The 23,416-nt window shown below is 68.4% G+C and carries 22 protein-coding genes and 1 tRNA gene; 11 read left to right on the plus strand and 12 right to left on the minus strand.

The features are described 5' to 3' along the window. Nucleotides 1–68 precede the first annotated feature (68 nt). Genes prpD through ABZ412_RS25275 form a run of 3 tightly spaced genes read left to right on the plus strand, consistent with a single transcriptional unit; the run spans nt 69 to nt 3,606 of the window. The gene (gene prpD, locus ABZ412_RS25265) at nt 69–1,574 is read left to right on the plus strand and encodes a 2-methylcitrate dehydratase PrpD (protein ID WP_357284424.1); all 1,506 of its coding nucleotides are present in this window, start codon (nt 69–71) and stop codon (nt 1,572–1,574) included. After that, a complete protein-coding gene (gene prpB, locus ABZ412_RS25270; protein WP_357284427.1) occupies nt 1,571–2,485 on the plus strand; it encodes a methylisocitrate lyase in 915 nt (304 codons plus the stop codon). Before prpD ends, prpB begins: the two co-directional genes overlap by 4 nt. Further along, nucleotides 2,485–3,606, plus strand: coding sequence for a bifunctional 2-methylcitrate synthase/citrate synthase (locus tag ABZ412_RS25275; RefSeq protein WP_357284429.1), 1,122 nt, complete (start codon nt 2,485–2,487; stop codon nt 3,604–3,606). The genes prpB and ABZ412_RS25275 overlap by 1 nt, the downstream gene beginning before the upstream one ends. Before the next feature lie 16 nt (nt 3,607–3,622). Here the strand turns inward: ABZ412_RS25275 and ABZ412_RS25280 are convergent, their stop codons facing one another. The 5 genes from ABZ412_RS25280 to orn form a co-directional block, all read right to left on the minus strand. After that, nucleotides 3,623–4,615: an SGNH/GDSL hydrolase family protein gene (locus ABZ412_RS25280; RefSeq protein ID WP_357284432.1), complete on the minus strand. Its 993-nt coding sequence runs from the start codon at nt 4,613–4,615 to the stop codon at nt 3,623–3,625. 86 nt (nt 4,616–4,701) lie between these two features. Beyond that, nucleotides 4,702–6,261 carry a glycosyltransferase family 39 protein gene (locus tag ABZ412_RS25285; protein WP_357284435.1) on the minus strand — a complete coding sequence of 520 codons (1,560 nt, stop codon included), beginning with the start codon at nt 6,259–6,261 and terminating at the stop codon, nt 4,702–4,704. A gap of 12 nt (nt 6,262–6,273) precedes the next feature. Continuing rightward, entirely contained in the window at nt 6,274–7,275 is a 1,002-nt protein-coding gene (locus ABZ412_RS25290) for an SGNH/GDSL hydrolase family protein (protein ID WP_357284438.1), read from the minus strand. A gap of 201 nt (nt 7,276–7,476) precedes the next feature. Continuing rightward, nucleotides 7,477–7,549: transfer RNA gene (locus tag ABZ412_RS25295), tRNA-His, on the minus strand. Nucleotides 7,550–7,615: 66 nt separating this feature from the next. Then, entirely contained in the window at nt 7,616–8,242 is a 627-nt protein-coding gene (gene orn, locus ABZ412_RS25300) for an oligoribonuclease (protein ID WP_357284440.1), read from the minus strand. 212 nt (nt 8,243–8,454) lie between these two features. On the opposite strand from orn, the gene ABZ412_RS25305 reads away from it, so the two are divergent. Further along, nucleotides 8,455–10,248, plus strand: a complete 1,794-nt coding sequence (locus ABZ412_RS25305; RefSeq protein WP_357284443.1) for a helicase HerA-like domain-containing protein — start codon at nt 8,455–8,457, stop codon at nt 10,246–10,248. A gap of 13 nt (nt 10,249–10,261) precedes the next feature. Here ABZ412_RS25305 and lysA read toward each other — a convergent pair whose 3' ends face one another. From lysA to ABZ412_RS25335, 6 genes are all read right to left on the minus strand, one after another. Further along, nucleotides 10,262–11,608, minus strand: a complete 1,347-nt coding sequence (gene lysA, locus ABZ412_RS25310; RefSeq protein ID WP_357284446.1) for a diaminopimelate decarboxylase — start codon at nt 11,606–11,608, stop codon at nt 10,262–10,264. 132 nt (nt 11,609–11,740) lie between these two features. After that, on the minus strand, nt 11,741–12,535 hold the full coding sequence (cmrA, locus tag ABZ412_RS25315; RefSeq protein ID WP_357284449.1) for a mycolate reductase: 795 nt from the start codon (nt 12,533–12,535) through the stop codon (nt 11,741–11,743). A 134-nt stretch (nt 12,536–12,669) separates the two neighbouring features. Next, on the minus strand, nt 12,670–13,101 hold the full coding sequence (locus ABZ412_RS25320) for a DUF4189 domain-containing protein (RefSeq protein WP_357284453.1): 432 nt from the start codon (nt 13,099–13,101) through the stop codon (nt 12,670–12,672). Between the two features lie 97 nt (nt 13,102–13,198). Continuing rightward, nucleotides 13,199–13,783, minus strand: a complete 585-nt coding sequence (locus ABZ412_RS25325) for a VOC family protein (protein ID WP_357284456.1) — start codon at nt 13,781–13,783, stop codon at nt 13,199–13,201. Then, nucleotides 13,783–15,810 carry an NADPH-dependent 2,4-dienoyl-CoA reductase gene (locus ABZ412_RS25330; RefSeq protein ID WP_357284459.1) on the minus strand — a complete coding sequence of 676 codons (2,028 nt, stop codon included), beginning with the start codon at nt 15,808–15,810 and terminating at the stop codon, nt 13,783–13,785. The genes ABZ412_RS25325 and ABZ412_RS25330 overlap by 1 nt, the downstream gene beginning before the upstream one ends. Then, entirely contained in the window at nt 15,807–16,385 is a 579-nt protein-coding gene (locus ABZ412_RS25335; protein WP_357284462.1) for a PadR family transcriptional regulator, read from the minus strand. The genes ABZ412_RS25330 and ABZ412_RS25335 overlap by 4 nt, the downstream gene beginning before the upstream one ends. 173 nt (nt 16,386–16,558) lie before the next feature. Between ABZ412_RS25335 and ABZ412_RS25340 the strand changes: the two genes are divergently transcribed. The 3 genes from ABZ412_RS25340 (at nt 16,559) to ABZ412_RS25350 (ending at nt 20,417) form a co-directional block, all read left to right on the plus strand. Further along, nucleotides 16,559–17,503: a hypothetical protein gene (locus ABZ412_RS25340; RefSeq protein ID WP_357284464.1), complete on the plus strand. Its 945-nt coding sequence runs from the start codon at nt 16,559–16,561 to the stop codon at nt 17,501–17,503. A 199-nt stretch (nt 17,504–17,702) separates the two neighbouring features. Next, entirely contained in the window at nt 17,703–18,116 is a 414-nt protein-coding gene (locus ABZ412_RS25345; protein ID WP_357284467.1) for a hypothetical protein, read from the plus strand. Between the two features lie 6 nt (nt 18,117–18,122). Next, entirely contained in the window at nt 18,123–20,417 is a 2,295-nt protein-coding gene (locus tag ABZ412_RS25350) for a caspase family protein (protein WP_357284470.1), read from the plus strand. A gap of 39 nt (nt 20,418–20,456) precedes the next feature. Here the strand turns inward: ABZ412_RS25350 and ABZ412_RS25355 are convergent, their stop codons facing one another. Next, nucleotides 20,457–20,894 (minus strand): flavodoxin family protein, encoded by a 438-nt coding sequence (locus tag ABZ412_RS25355; protein ID WP_357284472.1) that lies wholly within the window; start codon nt 20,892–20,894, stop codon nt 20,457–20,459. A 167-nt stretch (nt 20,895–21,061) separates the two neighbouring features. Between ABZ412_RS25355 and ABZ412_RS25360 the strand changes: the two genes are divergently transcribed. The 4 genes from ABZ412_RS25360 (at nt 21,062) to ABZ412_RS25375 (ending at nt 23,386) form a co-directional block, all read left to right on the plus strand. Then, nucleotides 21,062–21,535: a helix-turn-helix domain-containing protein gene (locus tag ABZ412_RS25360; protein ID WP_357284475.1), complete on the plus strand. Its 474-nt coding sequence runs from the start codon at nt 21,062–21,064 to the stop codon at nt 21,533–21,535. Nucleotides 21,536–21,539: 4 nt separating this feature from the next. Next, complete coding sequence (locus tag ABZ412_RS25365) at nt 21,540–22,100, plus strand: PIN domain-containing protein (RefSeq protein WP_357284478.1); 561 nt, start codon at nt 21,540–21,542, stop codon at nt 22,098–22,100. Between the two features lie 113 nt (nt 22,101–22,213). Next, nucleotides 22,214–23,029, plus strand: coding sequence for a class I SAM-dependent methyltransferase (locus ABZ412_RS25370; RefSeq protein WP_357284481.1), 816 nt, complete (start codon nt 22,214–22,216; stop codon nt 23,027–23,029). A 159-nt stretch (nt 23,030–23,188) separates the two neighbouring features. Further along, complete coding sequence (locus ABZ412_RS25375) at nt 23,189–23,386, plus strand: hypothetical protein (protein ID WP_357284483.1); 198 nt, start codon at nt 23,189–23,191, stop codon at nt 23,384–23,386. The last annotated feature ends 30 nt before the right edge of the window (nt 23,387–23,416 follow it).

Raw genomic sequence — 23,416 nt, forward strand, 5'->3', positions numbered from 1 at the left:
CCTGTTCCGCAAAAATAGGCTTCTGCAAGGGATTTTCCGGCTCATGCCTGCTGTGTACCGTGCGAAATATGAAGAACCATCTGGTCCGCACCCACCGCTCCGCGGAGCGTTTCCCCCGCGCGGAACACCTCGCCTGGCGGATCGCCGAGGTCGCCGCCGATCCGGTGGAGGTCGCCCCCGAGGTCGAGCGGATGATCGTCAATCGGCTCATCGACAACGCGGCGGTCGCGGCGGCCTCCATCACCCGTCGTCCCGTCGCCAATGCCCGCGCCCAGGCCCTGGCGCATCCGTACGCACCGGGCGCGACCGTTTTCGGCGCGCCCGGCTCCTACTCGCCGGAATGGGCGGCCTGGGCCAATGGAGTCGCGGTGCGTGAGCTCGACTTCCACGACACCTTCCTGGCCGCGGAGTACTCGCACCCGGGCGACAACATCCCGCCGATCCTCGCCGTCGCCCAGCACACCGGGCGCGGCGGCCGTGACCTGATTCGCGGTCTGGCAACGGGTTACGAGATCCAGGTCGATCTGGTCCGCGCGATCTGCCTGCACGAGCACAAGATCGACCACGTCGCGCACCTGGGTCCGTCGGCCGCCGCCGGGATCGGCACGCTGCTCGGACTGGATGCCGAGATCATCTACCAGGCCATCGGCCAGGCCCTGCACACCACGACCGCCACCCGGCAGTCCCGCAAGGGCGAGATCTCCAGCTGGAAGGCCTACGCCCCCGCCTTCGCCGGGAAGATGGCCGTGGAGGCGGTGGATCGCGCGATGCGCGGTGAGGGTGCGCCGGCGCCGATCTGGGAGGGCGAGGACGGCGTGATCGCCTGGCTGCTGGGCGGTCCGGACGCGGAGTACTCGGTGCCGCTGCCCGGACCCGGCGAACCCAAGCGCGGCATCCTCGACACCTACACCAAGGAGCACTCGGCCGAGTACCAGAGCCAGGCCCCCATCGACCTCGCGTGCCGGATGCGCGAACGGATCGGCGACCTGGATCAGATCGCCACGATCGTGCTGCACACCAGCCACCACACCCACTACGTGATCGGCACCGGGTCGGGCGATCCACAGAAGTTCGACCCCGGGGCTTCTCGCGAAACCCTCGACCACTCGATCATGTACATCTTCGCGGTCGCTCTCCAGGACGGCGCCTGGCACCACGAGCGCTCCTACGCGCCCGGGCGCGCGCGACGCCCGGACACCATCACGCTGTGGAACAAGATCTCCACCGCCGAGGATTCGGAGTGGACGCGGCGCTACCACTCCACCGACCCGAGCGAGAAGGCGTTCGGCGCCCGCGCCGAGATCACGTTGAAGAGTGGCGAAGTCATCGTCGACGAACTGGCCGTCGCCGACGCACATCCCCTGGGCGCACGGCCCTTCGACCGCGACCAGTACATCGCGAAGTTCCGCACCCTCGCCGAAGGCGTCGTGGAACCCGCCGAGCAGGATCGCTTCCTCGAGGTGGTCCAGCGTGCGGGCGAGCTGTCCGCCGGTGAGCTGCCGGAACTCACGGTCACCGTCGCGCCGGACGTGCTCGCCCGCGCGCCCCGCTCGCCGCAGGGCCTGTTCCGATGACCGGCCTGATCGCCGCGGCCACCGCGGCCGCCGACAAGCGCGCCGCGTTCCGGGCGGGCCTGACGTCGGGCACGATCCAGCGGTTCCCGGGGGCGTTCAATCCCTTGACGGCCAAGCTGATCCAGGAGATCGGCTTCGAAGGGGTCTACGTCTCGGGCGCGGTGCTGTCCGCCGATCTGGGCCTGCCCGATATCGGGCTGACCACCCTGACCGAGGTGTCCGGGCGCGGGCAGCAGATCGCACGGGTCACCGACCTGCCCGTCCTCATCGACGCCGACACCGGATTCGGGGAGCCGATGAGCGCCGCCCGCACCGTCACCGTCATGGAGGACGCCGGGATCGCCGGGCTGCACCTCGAGGATCAGGTCAATCCGAAGCGCTGCGGCCACCTCGACGGCAAGGCGGTGGTTCCGGTCGAGGAGATGACGCGCCGCCTGCGCGCGGCCGTATCCGCCCGGCGTGACCCGAATCTCGTGATCTGCGCGCGCACCGACGCGGCCGGGATCGAGGGCCTCGACGCCGCCGTCGACCGGGCCCGGGCCTACGCCGACGCCGGTGCGGACCTGATCTTCACCGAGGCGCTGCACACCCCGGCCGACTTCGAGAAGTTCCGGGCCGCCGTCTCGATTCCCCTGCTGGCCAATATGACCGAGTTCGGCAAGTCCGACCTGATTCCGGCGTCCACGCTGGAATCGATCGGCTACAACGCCGTCATCTACCCGGTCACCACGCTGCGGCTGGCCATGTTCGCGGCCGAGACCGGGCTGCGGGAGATCGCGGCCACCGGCACCCAGTCCGGACTGCTGGACCGTATGCAGCACCGCAGCCGCCTCTACGAGCTCCTCGACTACGAGCGCTACAACGAATTCGATTCCGACATCTTCAATTTCACCCTGGGAAGGAACCAGTGATGACGGAGATCCAGACCATCTACCGGGGTCTCGCCGGCGTCGTCGTCGATACCACCGCGATCTCCAAGGTGGTGCCGGAAACCAACTCGCTGACCTATCGCGGCTACGCGGTCCAGGATCTGGCGGCGCACTGCGGTTTCGAACAGGTCGCCTACCTGTTGTGGTACGGCGAACTGCCCACCGACGCCCAGCTGGAGCGGTTCCTGCAACAGGAGCGGGCGGCCCGTCGGGCCGACCGGTCGCTGCTGGCGCTGGTGCACAAACTGCCGGAGAACTGCCACCCGATGGACGTGGTGCGCACCGCGATCAGCTACCTCGGCGCGGAGGATCCGGCCGAGGACGACAACTCGCCGAAGGCCAACCGCGCCAAGGCATTACGCATGATGGCCGTGCTGCCCACCATCATCGCCGCCGACCACCGCCGCCGGCACGGCCTGGATCCCATCGCGCCGCACTCACACCTGGGCTTCGCCGAGAACTTCCTGACCATGTGTTTCGGCGCGGTGCCCGCGCCGAAACTGGTGCGGGCCTTCGAGATATCGCTGATCCTCTACGCCGAGCACAGCTTCAACGCCTCCACCTTCGCCGCCCGCGTGGTCACCTCCACCCGGTCGGACATCTACAGCGCGGTCACCGCCGCCATCGGTGCGCTCAAAGGTCCCCTGCACGGCGGGGCGAACGAGGCGGTCATGCACGACATGCTCGAGATCGGCGACCCCGCCCTGGCCGAGGCCTGGCTCCGGAACAAGTTGTCGAGCAAGGAAAAGGTGATGGGCTTCGGCCACCGGGTCTACAAGAACGGCGACTCCCGGGTGCCGACCATGCGGAAGGCCCTGCTCGACATCGCCACCGCGACCGACGGCGGCAAATGGATCCGGATGTACGACGTTCTCGAACGAGCCATGCACGAGGCCACCGGAATCGCACCCAACCTGGATTTCCCGACCGGTCCCGCCTACTACCTGCTGGGCTTCGACATCGAGGCGTTCACCCCGATCTTCGTGATGAGCCGCGTCAGCGGCTGGGCCGCCCACATCATCGAGCAGAGCGAATCCAATGCCCTGATCCGGCCGCTGAGCGAATACGTCGGCGTCCCGCCACGACCGGTCGTGGCGGGCTGAACCATCCGCTACCGGGTCAGCGGCCGAGGTGGCTGTAGACCTCGGCGGCCACGGCGGTGTCGCCGCGCGGTGTGGGGTGGAAGGGGAGGCCGACCAGGTTCACCTTCGGGTCGAGGGCGGCCAGAACCCACGGGTCGGGGGCGCACAGTCCGTGCCCGGCGGTGGGGACGCGGGCGTCGACGAAGTCGATCGAGAGGATTTGGGCCGCATCGCGTTCGGCGTCGTCGAGGCGGTTCCAGAAGGCGTTGACGGCGCCGCCCCGGGGCTGGATGTAGCGGAAGGTGCCGAGGACGTCGAGGCACCAGGTGTTCGAATTGGCCGGGGCCAGTTCGGGATAGCCGACGAGCTGGATCTTCGCGTTGGGGGCGTAGTACTTCACGTACTCGACGACCTTGCGGATGCGGTCGGCGTAGGCGGCGCCGGTGATGGTGTCGAGCTCGGGCCAGTGCTCCTTGTCGACGGCGTCGGCGTCGCAGCCCTGGCTCATGTTCAGTGCGCAGCGCAGCTGGCTGGGGGCATCGGCGACATTGGTGGAGTCGCGCGGCCAGGAGTCGTTGGCGCCCAGCTGGATCGCGACCACCTGGGTGCGTGGGCCGAACGCGCCGTTCTTGCTCGCCTTGATCGCCAGCTGCGACAGGGTGTAGCCGTCACGGCCGGGGATCTCCTTGCCGGTCGAGGTGACCGGGCCGCTGTCGATGGAGGCGTTGGTGCAGGTCGCGTTCTCGAAATCGGCTGCGGGGACACCCATCATCGCGCTCAGCTGGACCGGCCAGGAGGTGTCGCGGTGCAGGCATTCGTGCGACGCGGCATCGTTGTTGCCGTCGCATTTGACCAGGACCCCGTCGCAGGCCGGGTTCGCGGCGAACGAATCACCGAGTACGACAAGGGTGCGACCCTGCGCGGGGGCCGGTTCGTCGGCCCCGGCGACGCCCACCGAACCCGCGGCGGCGAGCACCGCGGCGACGGCGGCCAGCCGCAGCGACGCGCCCTTGGTCGTGAAACTCAACATGCAAATCCTCCCCAGCGGATACGTTGCGCTAGACCGACAGTGTTGCTCATGAGACCGACAGTGTTCTCACCAGGCCGACAGAGTTCTCACGAGGCCGGAGGGACGATCATGTAGGTGAGCTTCGGCCAGGCCACCGACAGTGGGACCAGCGGCTCGCGCAGGATCCAGATGTTCACGTGATGGTTCTGGCCGGCGATGCCGAGCTCGTCGATCATCTGCAGCGCTTGGGTCTTCTGCCCGAAGTTCGCGAGGAACGCCCGCTGTTCCGGGCTGTCGTTGTAGCCGACCCACAGGATGGTCGTGGCGGAGTCCGGCGGCGGACCCCACACGGCGAAACCGCGATTCGGGCTGTACGCCGGCGGAATCGACTGGAACTTGCCGTAGTGGTCGAGCGCACCGGCCTCGTTGTAGGCCTCCGCGACCACCGCGGTCGCGGCCCGCTCCTCGGGCGGCAGACCGGCCGCCACCCGCTCCACGGCGTCGGCCAGGTCCGCCCAGTCGTCGTTGCCGTAGTGCTGCAGGAAGCCCAGCTTGCTGGTGTTGGGGACGTCGATCCAGCTCTTCGGGTAGGGGAACGTGGCCAGGGCGGCCATCAAAACGGCGGTGAGAACGGTCAATCCGGTGAACACGCGCCGCAGCACGGCCGCCGGCCGCGGACCCGCGGTGTCGAACAAACCCGACAGGACCATCGCGCCCGCACCGAAGATCGCGGGAATGATCCCGGCGACGTAATAGGACCGGCCGTGGCTCGCGACCACCAGCACCACCATCAGCAGCACCGCGACGAGCACGAAGCGGTACGGCCGCAGCTTCGGATCCCGGGCCAGGCCGTACAGGCCCAGCACGCCCAGGCCGCCGCCGAGGAAGCCGGTGACCACCAGGATCGCGATCACCGTGCCCCACTGGCCGCCGTCGCTCTGCGCGGTCTCGTGCGCGATGGCGGCATTGGTGGCCAGCTGCGGCCAATCGTGGGAGGCCTGCCACAGCAGGGCCGGGGTCATGGCCGCGGCCATGATCAGCAAGCCCAGCCACAGGGCCGGGCGGCGCAGGATCTCACGCGGACCCGCCACCAGCATGGCGACACCGACACAGGCGCCGAGCATCAGTACCAGCCACTTGTCCTGCACGTCGATCGCCGCCGCCACGCCCGCGGCGACGAGCAGGCGGTCGCGGCGGGTGCGCACCCACCGGACCAGCAGCCAGATGATCAACGCCTGGAACGCCACATCGATGGCGACGCTGTCGAGCACGGTGTAAGCGAAGATGAACGGTGAGGCGGCGTAACCCGCGGCGGCAAGGAGCTGGAACCGTTCCCGCGCACCGCATTCGTAGGCGACCGCGGCGGTCAGCACCGAAACCGCGATCAGCAGCAGCAATCCGGGGATCCGCAGCGCGATCACCGATCCGGGCGCGACCACGTCGGCCAGCCGCGCGATCAACGGGATCAGCGGGCCGTTGTCGACGTAACTGACCGCGAGGCGGCGACCGCACGCCAGGTAGTACAGCTCGTCGCCCGCCAGCTGGAACCGGAACGCCGAGATCGACCAGACCAGCGTGATCAGGCCGGAGACCAATAGGACACCGCGCCACGCGAACTGCGGTGGCGCGGCCGTCGCCTCGGATTCGGGGGTGATGGTGAGCGTCATTGCTTCTCCGGGTCAGTGCGACGCGATGTGGCTGTGGATGGTGGTGGCCACGGCCGTGTCGCCGCGCGGCGACGGGTGGAAAGGCAAGGCGGACGGGCTCTGCCGGGGATCGAGGAAGTTGCTGAACCACGGGTCGGCGGCGCACAGGCCATGCCCGGCGGTCGCGGGCTTCAGGTCGATGAAGTCGACGCCCAGGATTCCGGCGGCCTCGCGCTGCGCGGTCTGCAGCCGGTTCCAGTACGCGACCATGGCTCCGGCCCGCGGCTGGACCCAGTGCACGACGCCGAGGATGTCCGCGCACCACTCGGTCGCGCCCTCGGGCGCGATCTCGGGATAGCCGATCAGTTCGATCTTCGCGTTCGGGGCGTAGTACTTCACGTAGTCGACGACCTTGCGGACGCGGTCGGCGTAGGCCGTCCCGGTGATGGCCGTGTAGTCCGGCCACCGGCCCTCGGCCACCGCGGCGTCGTCACAGCCGTGCGCGAGGTCGATCACACAGGTGAACACCTTGTTCACATCCGCGGAGAGGGTCGCGTCCTTGGGCCAGGAGTCGTTGAACCCGAGCTGGATGGTCACCACCCGGGTCCGCGGCCCGAACGCGCCGTTCTGCGCGGCGTCGAGGGCCAGCTGCGCCAGGGTGTAGCCGCCGCGGCCGGGCACCTGCTCACCGGTGGAGGTGACCGGGCCGGTGTCGATGGACGCGCTCGAGCACGAGTTGTTCACGACGTCGGCGGCCTCGACGCCCATCAGGGCGCTCAGCTGGACGGGCCACGAGGAGGGGCCGTGCAGGCAGGCCCGCAGCCCGGTGCTGTCCGGGTTCTCGCATTTGGTCAGCACCACGTCACAGGACGGGTTCGCGCTGTAGGAGTCGCCGAGCACCACGAGCGGGCGGCCGGGGGCGGGGGCCGGTTCGGCCTCGGCGGTGCCCGCCGATGCCGCGGCGGCCAGGACGCCCACGGCGACGGCCAGCCGGGGCAGGAGTACGGCCCGGCCGGTTGTCCAGGAACTGGTCAAGTGCAAAATCCTCATCGAGCCACAGCCATGCCGAACGGGGCACGATTATGATGCAGCCCACAGCAACTGACAGATAAAGCAAAGTAACTGCATTTCACTTGGTTGGCAAGCAAGCGATTCGCACCTGGCGAAGGGGCGTCACATGCCCCGCAACGCAGTTCGGCCCAGGCGAGAGAATATTCTCTGGCCTGGGCCGATGAGGGTGGCTGACGGGACTCGAACCCGCGACACCCAGGATCACAACCTGGTGCTCTACCAGCTGAACTACAGCCACCATTGCCGGTAACTTCCGGCGCGCTAGAGCTTAACGTGTCGCCGCTGTGAGTACCTAATCGGCTGTTCAGGAGGGGTTTACGGGCGGCTGCGCGGGGGTCGTCAATTCGGCGGCGACAGCGGCGATCTCGGCCGTGGAGGGGCCGGGGGCCGGAACGAACGCGGTGCGGCGGTAGTACTGGAGCTCACGGATGGACTCCTGGATGTCGGCCAGCGCGCGGTGCGCGAGGCCCTTCTCGGGCTGGCCGAAGTAGATCCGCGGGTACCAGCGCCGGGCCAGTTCCTTGATCGAGCTGACATCGATCATGCGGTAGTGCAGGTGCGCGTCCAGCGCGGGCATGTCGCGCGCGATGAACCCGCGATCGGTGGCGATCGAATTGCCCGCCAGCGGAACCGTCCGCGGCGTCGGCACGTACTGCTTGATGTAGTCGAGCACCTGCTGCTCGGCCTCCTCGAGGGTGACGACCGACCGCCGCACCTCCTCGGTGAGCCCCGACTTGGCGTGCATCTCGGTCACCACCGGCGGCATGGCGGCCAGCGCGGCGTCGTCGGCGTGGATCACGATGTCCACACCCTCGCCGAGAATATTGAGGTCACTGTCGGTGACGAGCGCGGCCACCTCGATCAGCTTGTCGCTGTCGAGCCGCAGCCCGGTCATCTCGCAGTCCATCCACACCACGTACTTGTCGGTCACCGCCAAACACTAACTCTTCGTGCGACCTCCACCCCGTTTGCGTCGGACCGTCCGCGCCGAACCCGATTGGTTAACCGTCGGCAACCCGCGTCGAGGCCGCTCGGACGTGCGATCGAGCAGTATCGTTGCGGGCGAATCTCACGCGCGGCGAGCGGACGGCGTGTGGGTCGGGCAGTTTCTGAGCAGTCGGCACGGCAGACGGAGGAAGCGCGATGACCACCCCGCAGGAGAAGGCAGCGGCGGCCCGGAAGGCCGCCGAGGAGGCGGCGCGGATCGCGGCCGAAGCGGCGGCCGCGGCCGAAGCCGCCGAACAGGAGGCCGCCGCGCAGGAAGCCGCCGAGCAGGCTGCCGCCGCGCAGGAAGCCGCCGAGCAGGCTGCCGCCGCGGCTACGGCTGCGCCTGCGGCGGACACAGACGGCAAGACCGCGGCCAAGGCGAAAGTGGCTGCCGCCGACGCCGATCCGGCGAGCAAGGACGAGGTCGCCGCCCAGGAGATCGCGACCGGGTACGCCATGGAGGGGGTGGCGCTGGAGCTGGGCACCGTGATCGTCGGCGGCACCGTGCATCCCGACGCGCGGGTGCGGATCCCGATGAAGACCATGAACCGGCACGGACTCATCGCGGGGGCCACCGGCACTGGTAAGACCAAGACCGTGCAGGGCATCGCCGAGCAGCTCTCGGCGGCGGGTGTGCCGGTCGTGGTGGCCGACATCAAGGGCGACCTGTCCGGGCTGGCGCAGCCGGGACAGTCCAATGAGAAGCTGCTGACGCGAGCCCAGGAGACCGGCGACGCGGACTGGAAGCCGCAGGGGTTCCCGTGTGAATTCGTCTCCCTCGGCACCGGCGGGATCGGGGTCCCCATCCGGGCGACGATCACCTCGTTCGGGCCGATCCTGCTCAGTAAGGCGCTGGGGCTCAACGAGACTCAGGAGTCGACCCTCGGCCTGATCTTCCACTGGTCGGACCGGCAGGGCCTGGCGCTGCTGGACCTCAAGGACCTGCGCTCGGTCATCCAGTACCTCACCAGCCCGGAGGGCAAGGAGGATCTCAAGGGCATCGGCGGGGTCTCCGCGCAGACCGCGGGCGTGATCCTGCGCGCGCTGGTGAACCTGGAGGCCGACGGCGGCGACACCTTCTTCGGTGAGCCGGAACTGAATCCGGCCGACCTGATGCGCAGCGCGGGCGGTCAGGGCGTGATCACCCTGTTCGAGCTGGGCGCGCAGGCCGCGCGGCCGCAGATGTTCTCGACGTTCCTGATGTGGGTGCTGGCCGACCTGTTCCAGACCCTGCCCGAGGTCGGCGACATGGACAAACCCAAGCTGGTGTTCATCTTCGACGAGGCGCATCTGCTGTTCAACGGCGCGTCCAAGGCGTTCCTGAACCAGGTTGAGCAGACGGTGAAGCTGATCCGCTCCAAGGGCGTCGGCGTCTTCTTCTGCACCCAGCTGCCCACCGACATCCCCAACGCGGTGCTCTCCCAGCTGGGTGCGCGTATCCAGCACGCGCTGCGCGCCTTCACGCCCGAGGATCAGGCGGCGCTGACGAAGACGGTGCGCACCTACCCGAAGACCGCCACCTACGACCTGGAGAAGGCGCTCACCTCGCTGGGCATCGGTGAGGCGGTGGTGACGGTGCTGTCGGAGAAGGGCGCGCCGACCCCGGTCGCGTGGGCGCGCATGCAGCCGCCGCGCTCGCTCATGGACACCATCGGCGACGACGCGATTCGTTCCCGCGCACAGCAGTCCACGCTGTACGGCAAGTACGGCCAGACCATCGACGCGGAATCGGCGTACGAGATCCTGACCGCGAAGATCCAGGCCGCGGCCGAGCAGGCCGATCAGGAAGCGGCGGCCAAGAGCTCGCGCTCGTCCAAGCCGGCGCCGGAGGAGGATTCGATGGCGGAGAAGATCGTCAACAATCCGGCGTTCAAGAACTTCCTGCGGTCGGCGGCCACCGTGGCCGGGCGCGAGATCAGCCGCAGCATCTTCGGCACCCGGCGGCGGTAGGCCGGCCCCGGGCTCAGTGCCCGATATCGCGGCTGAGCAGATCGTCGATGGTCTCGCGGCGGACCAGTTCCCGGGACCGGCCGTCGCGGACCGCGACGATCGGCGGCCGCCCGATGCCGTTGTAGGACGAGGCCAGGCTGTGGTGGTACGCGCCGGTGCACGGCACCGCCAGCACCTCGCCAGGCCGCAGATCGACGGGCAGCCGGACGTCGCGGGCCAGGATGTCGCCCGCCTCGCAGTGGCGGCCCGCGATGGTGGCGGTCATCTGGGGGCCGGTGGGATGCCGGTTGGCGACCACGGCGTCGTAGCGCGCGCCGTAGAGGGCGACGCGCGGGTTGTCGCTCATGCCGCCGTCCACGGTCACATAGGTGTGGCCGTTCTCGACGTGCTTGATCGACAGCACCCGGTACAGCGTGACGCCCGCCCGCGCGACGATGGCGCGACCGGGTTCCAGGGCGATGCGCGGGCGCGGGAACCCGTGCCGGGCGCACGCCGCGTCCAGCGCGTCTTCGATGATGTCGGCCAGTTCGGCCAGATTCAGTTCCGCGTCCCCGCCGCGGTAGGCGACCGCGTGCCCGCCGCCGAGATCCAATTCGGTGAGGGTGATGCCGAATTCGTCGCGGATGCGGGCCATCTCGGCGACCATCCGCCGCACCGCCTCGCCGTAGGGGAAGGTGTTGTAGATCTGTGAACCGATGTGGCAGTGCAGGCCGGTGAGTTCCAGATTTGGTTGCCGCACAATGCGGTCCACCACCTCCTTGACCGCCGTGCCGCCGATCGGGAAGCCGAACTTCTGATCGGTGACCCCGGTGCGGACCGCTGGATGCCCGTCGATGTCGATATCGGGGGTGACGCGCACCAGCACCCGTTGCGGTTTCACGGCCAGCGCCGACAGCAGCGTGATCTCGGTGAGCGAGTCGACCACGACGCGCCCGACCCCGCAGCCCACCGCGGTCTCCAGTTCGGCGAACGGTTTCCCGTTGCCGTGCAGCACGATTCGCTCCGGATCGGCCCAGCCGGACAGCGCGACCGCCAGTTCCCCGGCCGAGCACACGTCCAGGGACAGGCCCTCCTCGGTGATCCACTCGGCGACCGCGCGGGTGAGCAGGGCCTTGCCCGCGTAGATGATCTCCGCGTCCGGGAATCGGGTGCGGTAGGCGCGGCAGCGGTCCCGCACCTCGGTCTCGTCGAGGACGTAGGTGGGGGTGCCGTATTGGTCGGCGATGTCGGCCAGCGCCACCCCGCCGACGGTGATGCGCCCGTCGGCGTCGTAGTGCGTGTCGCGCGGCCAGATGGCCGGGTCGAGACGGGGGATCAGGCCCCCGTCCCGCAGCGACGGGAAGATCTCGAGCAGCGTCAAGGCGTCTCCTGGTGAGAGCTCCCCGCTTTCTCTTCTGCGGGGCCGTCACCAGGACTACGCCTGATCAAGGGGTCCGGACCGGTCCGGCACGGGCTCTTGACGAGCGCCGGCCCGATCTTGACGTTTCGCTGATCAGCCGCCGAGCTTCTTGTAGGCGGCGCCCGCCACCACCGAGGTGATGGACCGCGGGCCGAACTGTCCGGCGATGCTCATGCCCTTGCTGATCAGGCCCGGGACCACCCGCATCTTGTTGCGGGCGAGCGCGTCGATGGTGATCTTGGCGGTGTGGGCGGCGGTGACCCAGATGAACTCGGGGATCTTGCTGCCCATCTCCTCCTGGTCCGGGTTGTCGGTGCGGACCGGGCCGGGGGCCAGCAGGGTGACATTGACGCCGGAGCCCTTGAGCTCGCCGCGCAGCGACTCGGAGAAGGTGTTGGTGAACGCCTTGCTCGCCGAGTAGGTGGTGTTGTGCGGAATCGGCATATTGCCGGCGGCGGAACCGGTGATCAGGATGCCGCCCGCGCGGCGCTCCAACATGCCCGGGAGCACGGCCAGCGTGAGGTCGTGCACGGCCACCGCGTTCAGTTCCATGATGTCGCGCTCGTAGTCCAGATCCAGCTTGGCGAGCGCGCCGAAGGTGGCGACACCGGCGTTGTTGCACAGGATCGCGATATCGCGGGCGGCCAGCTCCTTGGCCAGCGGGGCCCGCTGGTCCCGGTCGGACAGATCCACCGCGCGCACCTCGGCGGTGATGCCGTACCGCTCGGTCAGCCGCTGCGCCAGGTCGGCCAGCAGATCGCCGCGCCGGGCGACGAGGATCAGCGAGTAGCCCCGCGAGGCAAGCTCTTCGGCGAGGGCGACCCCGATCCCGGAGGAGGATCCGGTCACGACGGCACGATTGTCGGCGGTGGGTGCAGGCAGGCTCACGACATGGCAGCCTACCCATGGAGTCGGCCGGCGGGCAGCCCGGTGCGAGCGCCGGGTATCCGTACGGGGTGGATACCCGGCGCCGCGGGCTCAGCGCGAACGCGCGGGAAGCGGCTCGCGTCGGCGGTGCCTGGTCAGCCCGCGTTCCCGGTGCACTGCGAATCGGCGATGTGCACGCTGCTCGGCTCGGAGCTGCCCAGGCTCACCAGCAGCGGGCTCGGGTCAGGGCCGCTGGCGGCGATGGCATTGGCCTCGGCCATGGCCTTGGTGCGGCCGAGGCCGGTGTAGAGGGTGCCGTCGCGGTTGGCGAGAGCGGCGCAGCCGTTGACCCAGCGGATCTTCACGTAGCAGCTGGGGACTCCGCACTGTTCCAGGGCGGCGGCGTCCGCGCCGCCCTGATCCTCGTAGTTCCAGGTGGTGCCGATGCTGTAGTAGTCACCGTCGATGCCGACTGCCATCGAGCCGTAGAGGTCGCCCGCGGCGTGCGCGGTGCCCATACCGCCGACGAACATCGCCGCGGTCGTAGAAGCCACCAGGCCGAGGGCGGCCTTGCGAGTCAGAGACATAGAGATTTCTCTCCCCCAAGATCGTTGAAGCACATGCCTCGTGATCATGTCAGGAAGGTACGACACCGCCGACCATCTGAATCGGTTGGCGGATAGGTCAATTCCGGGGTTTCGGCTCCATGAAGGCCACGCCCCACTGCACGTGGCCGCGCCACACTCCCGCGATGCGGCCGCCTTGAACGGCGGGTTTGGGGTCGCCGATCGGACCGCCCGCCGCGCGGATGGCGGCGACGGCGGCGTCCAGGTCGGCGGTCATGAAGGCGACGCCGACCAGGGCGGGTGGCAGGCCGGAGGTGACGGCTTCGATGAAGGGTTCGCCGACGCGGTAGAAGGCCATCTCGGGTCCCTCCGGGCCGCGGGGGAAGAAGCGGCGGCGCGGTGGGACCCCGAGGACTGCGGTCAGATCGGTGACGGCGGAGTCCAATTCGGGAACCCAGTAGACGACGTGGTCGACGATCGTCACGCCGTTGGGATGCGCCGCACCGGACTCGGACGCCGCCGATTCCAGGTAGGGCACGCCCAGGGTGGCGGGGTCGGCGTGGGTTTCGTCGAAGCCCCAGGCGGCCTCGCCCAGAACGCATTCGACCTGCCCGACGCGGAAGCGGCTGTCGGTGACGGTGAAACCCAGTGCCGCCCAGGACTGCTCGTCGCCGGGCAGGCCCAGGCGGGTGAGGTTCGGCATTACAGGCTCGCCGCCAGGCGGGTGCCCTGGTTGATGGCGCGCTTGGCATCGAGTTCGGCGGCCAGGTCGGCGCCGCCGATGAGGTGCACCTTCACGCCCGCGGTCTGCAGCGGCTCGTGCAGGTCGCGCACGGATTCCTGACCGGCGCACAGGATCACGTTGTCGCATTCGATGATCTGCGGGCGCTGCCGCTTCTCGCCGAAGCTGACGTGCAGGCCGCGGTCGTCGATGCGCTCGTAGTTGACGCCGCCGATCTGCTCGACGCCCTTGGCCTTGACCGCGGCCCGGTGCACCCAGCCGGAGGTCTTGCCCAGATCCTTGCCGAACGCGGACGACTTGCGCTGCAGCAGTACCACTTCGCGGGCCGCGGGGGAGGGCTTGGGGGCGGTGACGAAGCCGGGAACGGTCGGGTCGTCGGAGACACCCCATTCCTCCTTCCACTCGTCGAGCTTGAGGCTGGGATGCCCTTCGACGGTGAGGAATTCACTGACGTCGAAGCCGATGCCGCCCGCGCCGATCACGGCCACCTTCTTGCCGACCGGCTTGCCGTCGCGCACCAGTTCGGCGTAGGTGAGCACCTTCGGGTGGTCGATGCCGGGGATATTGGGGATGCGCGGCTTCACACCGGTGGCCAGGATGACCTCGTCGTATCCGCCCGCGATGAGCTGCTCGGCGGTGGCGCGGGTCTCCAGATGCACGCGCACGCCGGTGAGTTCGAGCTGCCGGGTGAAGTAGCGGATGGTCTCGTTGAACTCTTCCTTGCCCGGGATGCGGCGGGCGATGTCGAACTGGCCGCCGACCTTGTCGTCGGCCTCGAACAGGTCCACATGGTGCCCGCGCTCGGCCAGGCTGACCGCGGCCGACAGCCCGGCCGGGCCCGCGCCGACGACGGCGAACTTCCGGGTGCGGCGGGTGGGCAGCAGCTTCAGCTCGGTCTCGTGTCCGGCGCGCGGATTCAGCAGGCAGGATACGGTTTTGGCCTGGAAGGCGTGGTCCAGGCAGGCCTGGTTGCAGGCGATGCAGGTGTTGATCTCGTCGGTGCGCGCGTCCTGCGCCTTGCGGGCCCAGTCGGGGTCGGCGAGCAGCGGACGGGCCAGCGAGATCAGGTCGGAGTCGCCGCGGGTGAGAATCTCCTCGGCGGTCTCGGGCATATTGATGCGGTTGGACGCGCACACCGGAATGTCCACGAGGTCCTTGACCTTCGCGGTCCACTCCACGAACGCGGCGCGCGGCACCGAGGTGACGATGGTGGGCACCCGGGCCTCGTGCCAGCCGATGTCGGTGTTGATGATGGTGGCCCCGGCGGCCTCCACATCCTTGGCGACGGCGGCGATCTCGTCCCAGGTCTGGCCCTGCTCCACGAAATCGGCCATGGAGAGCCGGAACACGATGATGAAGTCCGGGCCTACCGCCTTGCGGACCCGGCGCACGATCTCCCCGGCGATGCGGCGGCGGTTCTCCGGCGAGCCACCCCACTTGTCCTTGCGCTTGTTGGTGCGTTCGGCGAGGAACTGGTTGATGAAATAGCCTTCACCGCCCATGATCTCGACGCCGTCGTACCCCGCGAACTTGGCCAGGGCGGCGGTGCGCGCGTAATCGTCGATGGTGCTCTCGACGCCCTTGCCGGACAGCGCGCGCGGCTTGAACGGATTGATCGGGGCCTTGATGGCCGAGGCGGAGACGCTGGTCGGCATGTAGGAGTAGCGGCCCGCGTGCAGGATCTGCAGCGCGATCTTGCCGCCCTCGGCGTGCACCGCCTTGGTGATGGCGCGGTGCCGGTAGGCCTCGGTCTTGTTGGTCAGCTTCGCGCCGAAGGGCAGCAGCCAGCCGGTGCGGTTGGGGGCGTAGCCGCCGGTGATGATCAGGCCCACACCGCCTTTCGCGCGTTCGGCGAAGTAGGCGGCCAGCCGGTTGGTGTGCCAGGCGCGATCCTCGAGGCCGGTGTGCATGGAGCCCATGACCACCCGGTTCCGCAGGGTGGTGAAGCCGAGGTCCAGGGGTTCGAACAGGTGCGGGTACGCGCTCATCGGCGAGTGCCTTTCGGGTCGGACGCCTGCGATCGGGCTGTGTCGCGTTTCAGGGCGTCGAGTACTTCGTCGCACCAGTCGATGAACCCCTCCTCGACGCGGATGCCGCCGCGCAGGACGAGGTACTGGTGCAGTTTCGGGCCGGTGAGGTCAGCCGGCGCGGGGTAGTCCTTCTTCTCGAAGGCGCGGTACAGGTCGAGGCGGTGGGCGTGCTGGTCGCGGTGGCGCTGCACTTCGGCGAAGATCACGTCCGGGTCCCCGAGGGAGGCGGCGCGCAGCTTGACGCCGAGGTCGCTGCGGAGGGGCTCGAGGTCGGCGGTTTCGGCGATCCAGCGGACCAGCTCGGCGCGGCCGGCGTCGGAGACGGTGTAGACCTTCTTGTCCGGGCGGCCGTCCTGCGGCACGGTTTCGGCGTCCACCCAGCCCTGTTCGTCCATGCGCTTGAGGACGCGATAGATCTGCTGGTGGGTGGCGTGCCAGAAGAAGCCGATGGATTTGTCGAACCGCTGGGCCAGGTCGTAGCCCGAACTGGCGCGTTCGGTCAGCGATACCAGGAGCGCGTGTTCGAGGGCCATGCCGTCAGGGTAACTGCTACGAGACGTACTATGCAATTCAGTGCATAGAGCTCGCGCGTGGCGCTCCGGCGTCGGCGTGTCGGTTAACGCGGCCGGTAGCGGGGCTGATTTCTGAGCGAAGCACTCGCCCCGGGGGAGATACTCGGGCGGGGATGAACCTCAGGGGAGCCGATATGCGTTCGACATTCGCCACGGTGGGGGCGGCAGTCCTCATCGCGACATCCGCGGTTCTGATGACCGCGTGCAATGACAAGACGGGCACTCCGATGCCGGTGACCTCGGTCAGCGCCGCGCCGCAGGGCGCCGGGCAGCCGGGCGCCACCAAGCCCGGCGGCGTTGACACCCGGGCGTTCCTGCGCAGCATCGGCAAGACCGGTTGGTACGAGGGCTTCGAGATCACCATCGACCAGGCCACCGTCACCGCCGACGGATTCGGCGGCGCGAAGATCCGCGTCGACATCACCTACAAGAACACCACCACCGCCAACAAGACACTCGCCGTCGTGCCCGCCGTCCAGATCGGCGGCGCTATCGACGGCGGCGCCGGATGGAACAGCCCCGAGGTCCCCGGAAAGGGTTCCGCCACCGGCGATATCACCGCGTCGGTGAAGTCGTACGACACCCCCGAGCACCTGCTCGACACCATCACCATCCTCTACGGCAGCGCCGCGGAGAACCAGACCAAGTTCCCGCTGAAGACCGACGCCAAGGTCGAGAGCGTCGCCCCGCGCACGCTGAACATCACCGGCAAGCTGACCCAGGATCAGACGACGGTCGAGATCACCGGCGCCACACTGACTCCCAGCTACAGCAAGAACGAGGCCGGGAAGATGGAGCTGGCGCTGCACGTCAAGTTCATCGGCGGCGGGGGCATCGCCGCGGGCGGCACCAACATCTCCTATACCGACTTCAGCGCCAAGACTCCGGCCGGGTCCACCGAGGTGGCCGACTTCCGCGGCGCCGTCATCGAACTGCTGAGCCGCAACCAGACGATCGACAAGGCCGGCAACTCCATCGTCTTCCTGGTCCCGTCGCCGGGCACCGGCCCGTACGCCCTCTCCTTCGACGCCGCCAAGGGTGAGAAACCGGCGGGCACCCTGAGCTTCACCGTCAGCTGAGCCCCGCCCCGCCCCTTTGCTCCGCGGTAGCCGCGTGCGGGTAGTCGACTACCCGCACGCCACGGTGCGGAGTTCCCCTCCCGGGTGGGCCTGCGTGCACCGCATCGGCCGTTTTGCCTGGTTCGGGTAGTTCTGTACCCGTGAGACCTCGGATCCGAGCGATGAGAATCGATCGTGTCGATTCGGGAAAGAGGCTCCGATGGCTACCACACAGAACGACCACAGCGGCGTGACGGTTCGAGTATCGATGTCCGCCGCGGGGATCGACGACGAGCACATGGACCGGCAGACCCGCATGCTGCGGGCGGAGCTGGCCGCGATGGACGGCGTCGAATCGGCGGTCCTGGCGCGCGACACCGCCGGGGCCGCACCGGGTTCGAAGGTGGCCGACCCGGTCACCCTCGGCGCGATCGTGCTGGCCTTGAGCGCCTCCGGCGGGGTGTTCACCACCCTGATCGAGACGGTGCACGACTGGCTGAGGCGCGATCCGGGCTCCCGCCGGGTGGCGGTCACCATCGAGGGCGAGAGCATCGAAATCGATGCCGCCAGTGACGCCGAGCAGCACGAGCTGGTCGAGGCCTTCCTGCGACGACACGGCGCGGTGGCGGGGTGAGTTGTCATGGCCGGCCGATTCGCCCTGGTAGTGGCGACCTACACCTTCTCCGATCCCGGACTGCGGCAGCTGACCGCACCCGCCCACGACGCCGAAGCGCTCGCCGAGGTGCTGGCCGATCCGGCCATCGGCGGGTTCGAGGTCACCACGTTGATCAACGAGCCGCACCACGTGGTCGGTTCGGCGGTCGGTGACTTCTTCAGCGACCGCAGGCGCGACGATCTGACCCTGCTGTACTTCAGCGGCCACGGTCTCAAGGACGACGCAGGCAAGCTCTATCTCGCGATGACCGACACCCGTACGTTGAACCCGCTTTTCACCTCGGTCGCCGCGGATCAGATCGACTACGCCATGACCGGGTGCCACTCCAACCACCAGATCCTCATCCTGGACTGCTGCTACAGCGGAGCGTTCCCGGTCGGCGCCATCGCCAAGGCCGATGACCAGGTCCACGCCCTGGAGAGCTTCAGCGGCCGCGGCCGCACCGTGCTCACCGCCTCCGACGCCACCCAGTACGCCTTCGAGGGCGACGTTCCGCACGGCCAGGCCTCCCAGTCGGTGTTCACCCGCCACCTGGTCGCCGGCCTCCGCGACGGCGGCGCCGACCTCGACCAGGACGGCGACATCACCGTCGACGAGCTCTACAGCTACGTCCACGACCACGTCGTCGCCGAACGCCCCCGCCAGCGCCCCAAGAAACAGGACAACGTCGAAGGCCGCACCGTCCTGGCCCGCAACCGCAATTGGCAGGTCCCGCAACACATTCGGTCCGCCCTCGACAGCCCAGCCGTCCGCGACCGCCGCAACGCCCTCGAAGACCTGGACCAGCTCTACCGCACCGGCGGCGCCATCGTCCGCACCCGCGTCCGCGCCGCCGTCACCCAACTCGTGAACGACGACAGCCGCGCCATCGCCGCCGCGGCCGCCGACTGGCTCGACACCCACCCCACCGGCATGGCAATGGCGCCTGCGGTCGGCGGCGCCGGACCAGCCCCGAAATCGGACTCCCACCCGGACGGTGAGACCCTCCCGGCAACGGCGCCGGAGCGCACCAATGACGCTGCGCAGCAACAGGAATCTCCGACCGAGAACCAGACGCCACCGCCTCCCGCCCCTGAGCAAGAAGGCGCGACCGAACCGGCCGCCCTATTCGGCGAACCCGAATCGCCTCTCCGGCCGGAACGCGGGGGCGTCGAACGCTTCGGTGGCCGGCTCAAAGGCAAGCTCCGCGAACGGAAGTGGGCGATATCTGTGGCGGCCTCCGCCGCGACGATCGCCTGCGTCATCGCGGCGGGCGGCTGGTATCTCGCGCCGCACAGCGTAGCCGGGCACGCCACCGCCAACAATTCCGCGCTCCGTGGTCCCGACATAGACCTGGTGAAACTGGTTGCGGCGAAAGGCTATAGCCGCAGCAACTGCGTGCACTGGGACCCTGCTCCAGGCGAGGTCGCGCATATCGGCTGCGATTTCAACAAGGCCGCAGGCGCGGCATTCGCGCATTTCTATCGCTTCGCGAACCTCGATAAACTCACCGGCTTCTATCAATCCACGGCCCGAAATCTGCACTCCGGCAGCTGCCCCGGCGACCCACCCGGACTGGACGGTCCCGTCTTCGACAATCTCCGCAAGGCGGTGGGCCGCAAGACCTGCTCCTTGGATCCCACGGGCTACCCGGCTGTACCGGTTCTGATCGTGACCGATGAACCCGACCTCGCACTCGTCCAGTACTTCTTCGACCCGAAGGATTTTTCGTCACCTGTCGCCGAGCAGCTGCGTAATTACGCGGCGGCGCAGGGGTACCGGCAGTTTCTGCCGGCTGACGAGGCCAAGGACCCGGATCAGTTCACCTCAGCCGATGACGACCTGCTGAAGCGTCTCGGTAGCGACTTCACCCATGCGAACTGTCGGCACGAACACGCGGGACCACTTCAGACCGCGGTGGTCAGCTGCGGTTCACCGGTGAACTATCCCGCCAGCTCATCGTTCGCGGGTCATCCAACCACTGCCGCCGCGAATGCGGACTACCAATCAGATATCGGCATGTTCGGGGGCCACGCCTGTGATGGTCGGCCGGGACCGGACAATGTCTGGATCCGGGACAATCAACCGATCGGCCGGTTCAGCTGCGTCCCAACTCCTGGAGACGCGCTGCACCCCGACGACCACAGCCCTTGTCTGATCTCGGTCCATGACGGCTTGCATATATTGAGCGTGTTCTGCGCCTGGTCCCGAGAAGCTCCCCAGGGCGCGCCCACCACCGAGTCGGACCTGCTGGCCTGGTTCCAGAAGGGTTACGGGTAACCGGCCCGAATCGCCTTGGGCAACCACCACGGTGGCTCGTCAGCCCAATCCCGCCGCAAAGGCCCGCGCAGCCGCCAGATCGGCTGCGCCGGGCCGCCCCTTGTGGATCCCCCCGACCAGCTTCAATGGCGCGAAAGTATCGAACCCCCGCACCGAGAACGTATCCACCACCTCGAATCCCTTCCGACCGAGCAGCCGCGTCATAGGCCCCATCACCACCGGAAACCCGCTGGTGGCGAACACGAACGCCCGCCCCCGCCGCCCCTCCGGCAGCCCCCGCACAAACTCCCGCAGCCGCGGATGAAACGCCATCGAGAAGACTCCCGACCCGAACCCCACCAGGTCGTACTCCCCGATCTCGGCAGCGGTCACCTCCTCGGGCTCCACGACCCGGGCCCCCAGCACCGCCCCCATCGCGTCGGCCACCCGCCACGTATTTCCGTGCGACACCGACACGCACACGATCAGAACCTTCATCAAATGCTCCTCGCTCCCCGCAGGATCCGGACATCTCACAGACACCGCCCGAGAACCGGATCGTGACACGTGGCGGCGGTGTCGGCGGTCACAGGGACGCCATCCCGATCAAGCTCCTTTCGAATTATTCGAAAGCGGTGCACAATGGGGTCAACCGAGGAGGGCGAATGACCGAGACGTTGGACGGGCGCACACTGCTACCGGAACACCCGGACCAGATCGCCGAGTTGCGCCGTTTTCTGGACTCGGTGCCGACCGCCGTCGAAGCGGCGATCCTGCGGTCCGCGGACGGTGAGGTGGTCGCCTTGCCCGCTGAGGTCGTCGAGGCTTTGCGGCTGGTGGCGCGCGCGCTGTCGGAGGGGAAGGCGGTTACCGTCGCCCCCCTCCATACGACCCTCACCACTCAGGAGGCCGCGGAGCTGCTCGGGATGAGCAGGCCGACCTTCGTGAAGTTGCTCGATTCCGGGGCGATCCCTTTCACCCGTCCAGGCCGTCATCGACGCGTCCGTCTCACCGACGTGCTCGCGTACCGCGAGTACCGACGAGCAGAACGTGCGGCCGGTCTTTCGGAGCTGACCAGGGTCTCCGAGGACATGGGTCTCTACGACGACCTTCCACCGAATCCATTGAGACGGAACTGAATCGATGCGGCGGATACTCCTCGATACCTGCGTCCTGTACCTCGCCCACCTTCGCGACACCATTCTCCGCCTCGCGGAGGCCGACCTCATCCAGCCGCTCTGGTCCGCGGACATTCTGGCCGAACTCCATCGAAATCTCGCGGCCCGGAACGGCAATGACCCCTGTGTCGCCCTACAGGCCGACAGGCTGGTCAGCATCTTGCGCAACTGCTTTCCCGACGCGATGGTGGAGGGCTACGCGGACCTCGTCGACAGGATGGAGAACCATCCCAAGGACCGTCACGTCCTCGCCGCGGCTTTGCAGGGAAACGCGGATGTGCTGTTGACGTTCAACCTGAAGGATTTCGCAGTCCGGCCCATCGGTGAGGGCTTCCCCGAGTTGCTGCATCCCGACGAATTCCTGTTGGACGCACTCGATCCAGCTCCGGGGCAGGTGCTTCGACTCCTCGGAAATCAGGTCGCCGAGCACAAACGGCCGCCCGAACACATCCAGGGCCTGCTGGACGTGTTGGAGAAGTCCGGAGTTCCAGCGTTCGCCGCCGAAGTCCGCCGTCGGCTGAACTGAGAATTCCGGATGGCTGCCCGACCGCGACACCGAATTGATGTGGTGGCCGTCACGGTGGATCGGGCGACGGCGGTAGCATCGGCGGGTATGTCGGACGATGCGAGGCCGGTGCTGTGACCACGGCCGGGAGCGGGGACGCGGGATTCACCGGGGCGATTCCCGACGTGTACGACTCGCTGCTGGTTCCGATGATCTTCGCGGAGCCGGCTCGGCTGCTTGCGCGGACGGTGGCCGCGGCCGACGGGGTCGACGTGCTCGAAACCGCCGCGGGGACCGGCGTGCTGACCAGGGCGCTGGCGCAGTTGGGGACTCACCGCATCGTGGCGACCGATCTGAACGAGCCCATGTTGGCGGCGGCCGAGGCGCGATTGCCGTCCGAGCGGGTGCGATGGCGGGTGGCGGATGCGGGGGATCTGCCGTTTCCCGATTGCTCGTTCGATGTCGTGGTGTGCCAGTTCGGCGTCATGTTCCTGCCCGACAAGGTGCGTGGTTACGCCGAGGCCCTGCGGGTGTTGCGCCCGGGTGGGATGTTCGCGTTCACCGTCTGGGATCGGATCGAGACGAGTCCGGTCACCCGGGTCGTCACCGATGCCCTGTGTGCCGCCGCGCCGGACGAGCCGCTCGAGTTCCTCCGCCGAACCCCGCACGGCTACTTCGACTTCGACCGTATCCGCGGCGAACTCGAGGAGGCCGGGTTCGACCACATCACCGGTGAGTACCTCGACGGTTCGAGCCGCCAGACGGCGGAGACCGGTGCGGTGGCGTTCTGCCAGGGCACACCGCTGCGCGGCGAGATCGAACGTCATCCGACCCTGGACGTCGAGTCCGCGACCGCGATCGCCGCCGCGGCATTGCGGGACAGATACGGGTCCGGCCAGTTCACCGCCCCGATCCGCTGGTTGCAGTGGACGGCCGGCCGTCCCCGGTAGTCGAGCACCGCGAGGATGATGACCGCGAGCGCGGCGACCGTGTAGGCGATGGCCGACCACCCGGAGATCGATTCGAAAAGGTTTGCGGCACTGCCGGATACGTTGCCGTCTCCGATCGTCAGGGCTGCCAGCGGTACCAGATGATCGTCGTATTGATCGGTGAAGTCGGGCATGGTCAGCCCACCAGCCGGGCGCGAACAGTCGCACTGCCAGTGCGGCGAGGACGACCGCGAACTGGCTGGTGGCGAGCAGCACTCGTTTCATGACCAGGACCTCCGGGTAGGCGAAATCAGCCGATACGTCGATCCTGCTGATCGGCGGGCGAGCCGGGATGAGCCCGGCTACGCGCCGTCCTGAGTAGATCTGCCTGGTTGTGCGGGGCCCGGG

Origin of the sequence: Nocardia sp. NPDC005746, assembly GCF_040630785.1 — a bacterium.
Lineage (GTDB): Bacteria > Actinomycetota > Actinomycetes > Mycobacteriales > Mycobacteriaceae > Nocardia.

What these genes read in the sequence shown, in the direction of transcription:
- ABZ412_RS25360 (WP_357284475.1), top strand. Translation starts at nt 21,062, where the DNA reads ATGACCGAGACGTTGGACGGGCGCACACTGCTACCGGAACACCCGGAC.
- ABZ412_RS25320 (WP_357284453.1), bottom strand. Translation starts at nt 13,101, where the DNA reads ATGTCTCTGACTCGCAAGGCCGCCCTCGGCCTGGTGGCTTCTACGACC.
- ABZ412_RS25355 (WP_357284472.1), bottom strand. Translation starts at nt 20,894, where the DNA reads ATGAAGGTTCTGATCGTGTGCGTGTCGGTGTCGCACGGAAATACGTGG.
- ABZ412_RS25340 (WP_357284464.1), top strand. Translation starts at nt 16,559, where the DNA reads ATGCGTTCGACATTCGCCACGGTGGGGGCGGCAGTCCTCATCGCGACA.
- ABZ412_RS25275 (WP_357284429.1), top strand. Translation starts at nt 2,485, where the DNA reads ATGACGGAGATCCAGACCATCTACCGGGGTCTCGCCGGCGTCGTCGTC.
- ABZ412_RS25285 (WP_357284435.1), bottom strand. Translation starts at nt 6,261, where the DNA reads ATGACGCTCACCATCACCCCCGAATCCGAGGCGACGGCCGCGCCACCG.
- prpD (WP_357284424.1), top strand. Translation starts at nt 69, where the DNA reads ATGAAGAACCATCTGGTCCGCACCCACCGCTCCGCGGAGCGTTTCCCC.
- ABZ412_RS25335 (WP_357284462.1), bottom strand. Translation starts at nt 16,385, where the DNA reads ATGGCCCTCGAACACGCGCTCCTGGTATCGCTGACCGAACGCGCCAGT.
- ABZ412_RS25305 (WP_357284443.1), top strand. Translation starts at nt 8,455, where the DNA reads ATGACCACCCCGCAGGAGAAGGCAGCGGCGGCCCGGAAGGCCGCCGAG.
- ABZ412_RS25280 (WP_357284432.1), bottom strand. Translation starts at nt 4,615, where the DNA reads ATGTTGAGTTTCACGACCAAGGGCGCGTCGCTGCGGCTGGCCGCCGTC.
- ABZ412_RS25350 (WP_357284470.1), top strand. Translation starts at nt 18,123, where the DNA reads ATGGCCGGCCGATTCGCCCTGGTAGTGGCGACCTACACCTTCTCCGAT.
- ABZ412_RS25330 (WP_357284459.1), bottom strand. Translation starts at nt 15,810, where the DNA reads ATGAGCGCGTACCCGCACCTGTTCGAACCCCTGGACCTCGGCTTCACC.
- ABZ412_RS25345 (WP_357284467.1), top strand. Translation starts at nt 17,703, where the DNA reads ATGGCTACCACACAGAACGACCACAGCGGCGTGACGGTTCGAGTATCG.
- prpB (WP_357284427.1), top strand. Translation starts at nt 1,571, where the DNA reads ATGACCGGCCTGATCGCCGCGGCCACCGCGGCCGCCGACAAGCGCGCC.
- ABZ412_RS25365 (WP_357284478.1), top strand. Translation starts at nt 21,540, where the DNA reads ATGCGGCGGATACTCCTCGATACCTGCGTCCTGTACCTCGCCCACCTT.
- ABZ412_RS25325 (WP_357284456.1), bottom strand. Translation starts at nt 13,783, where the DNA reads ATGCCGAACCTCACCCGCCTGGGCCTGCCCGGCGACGAGCAGTCCTGG.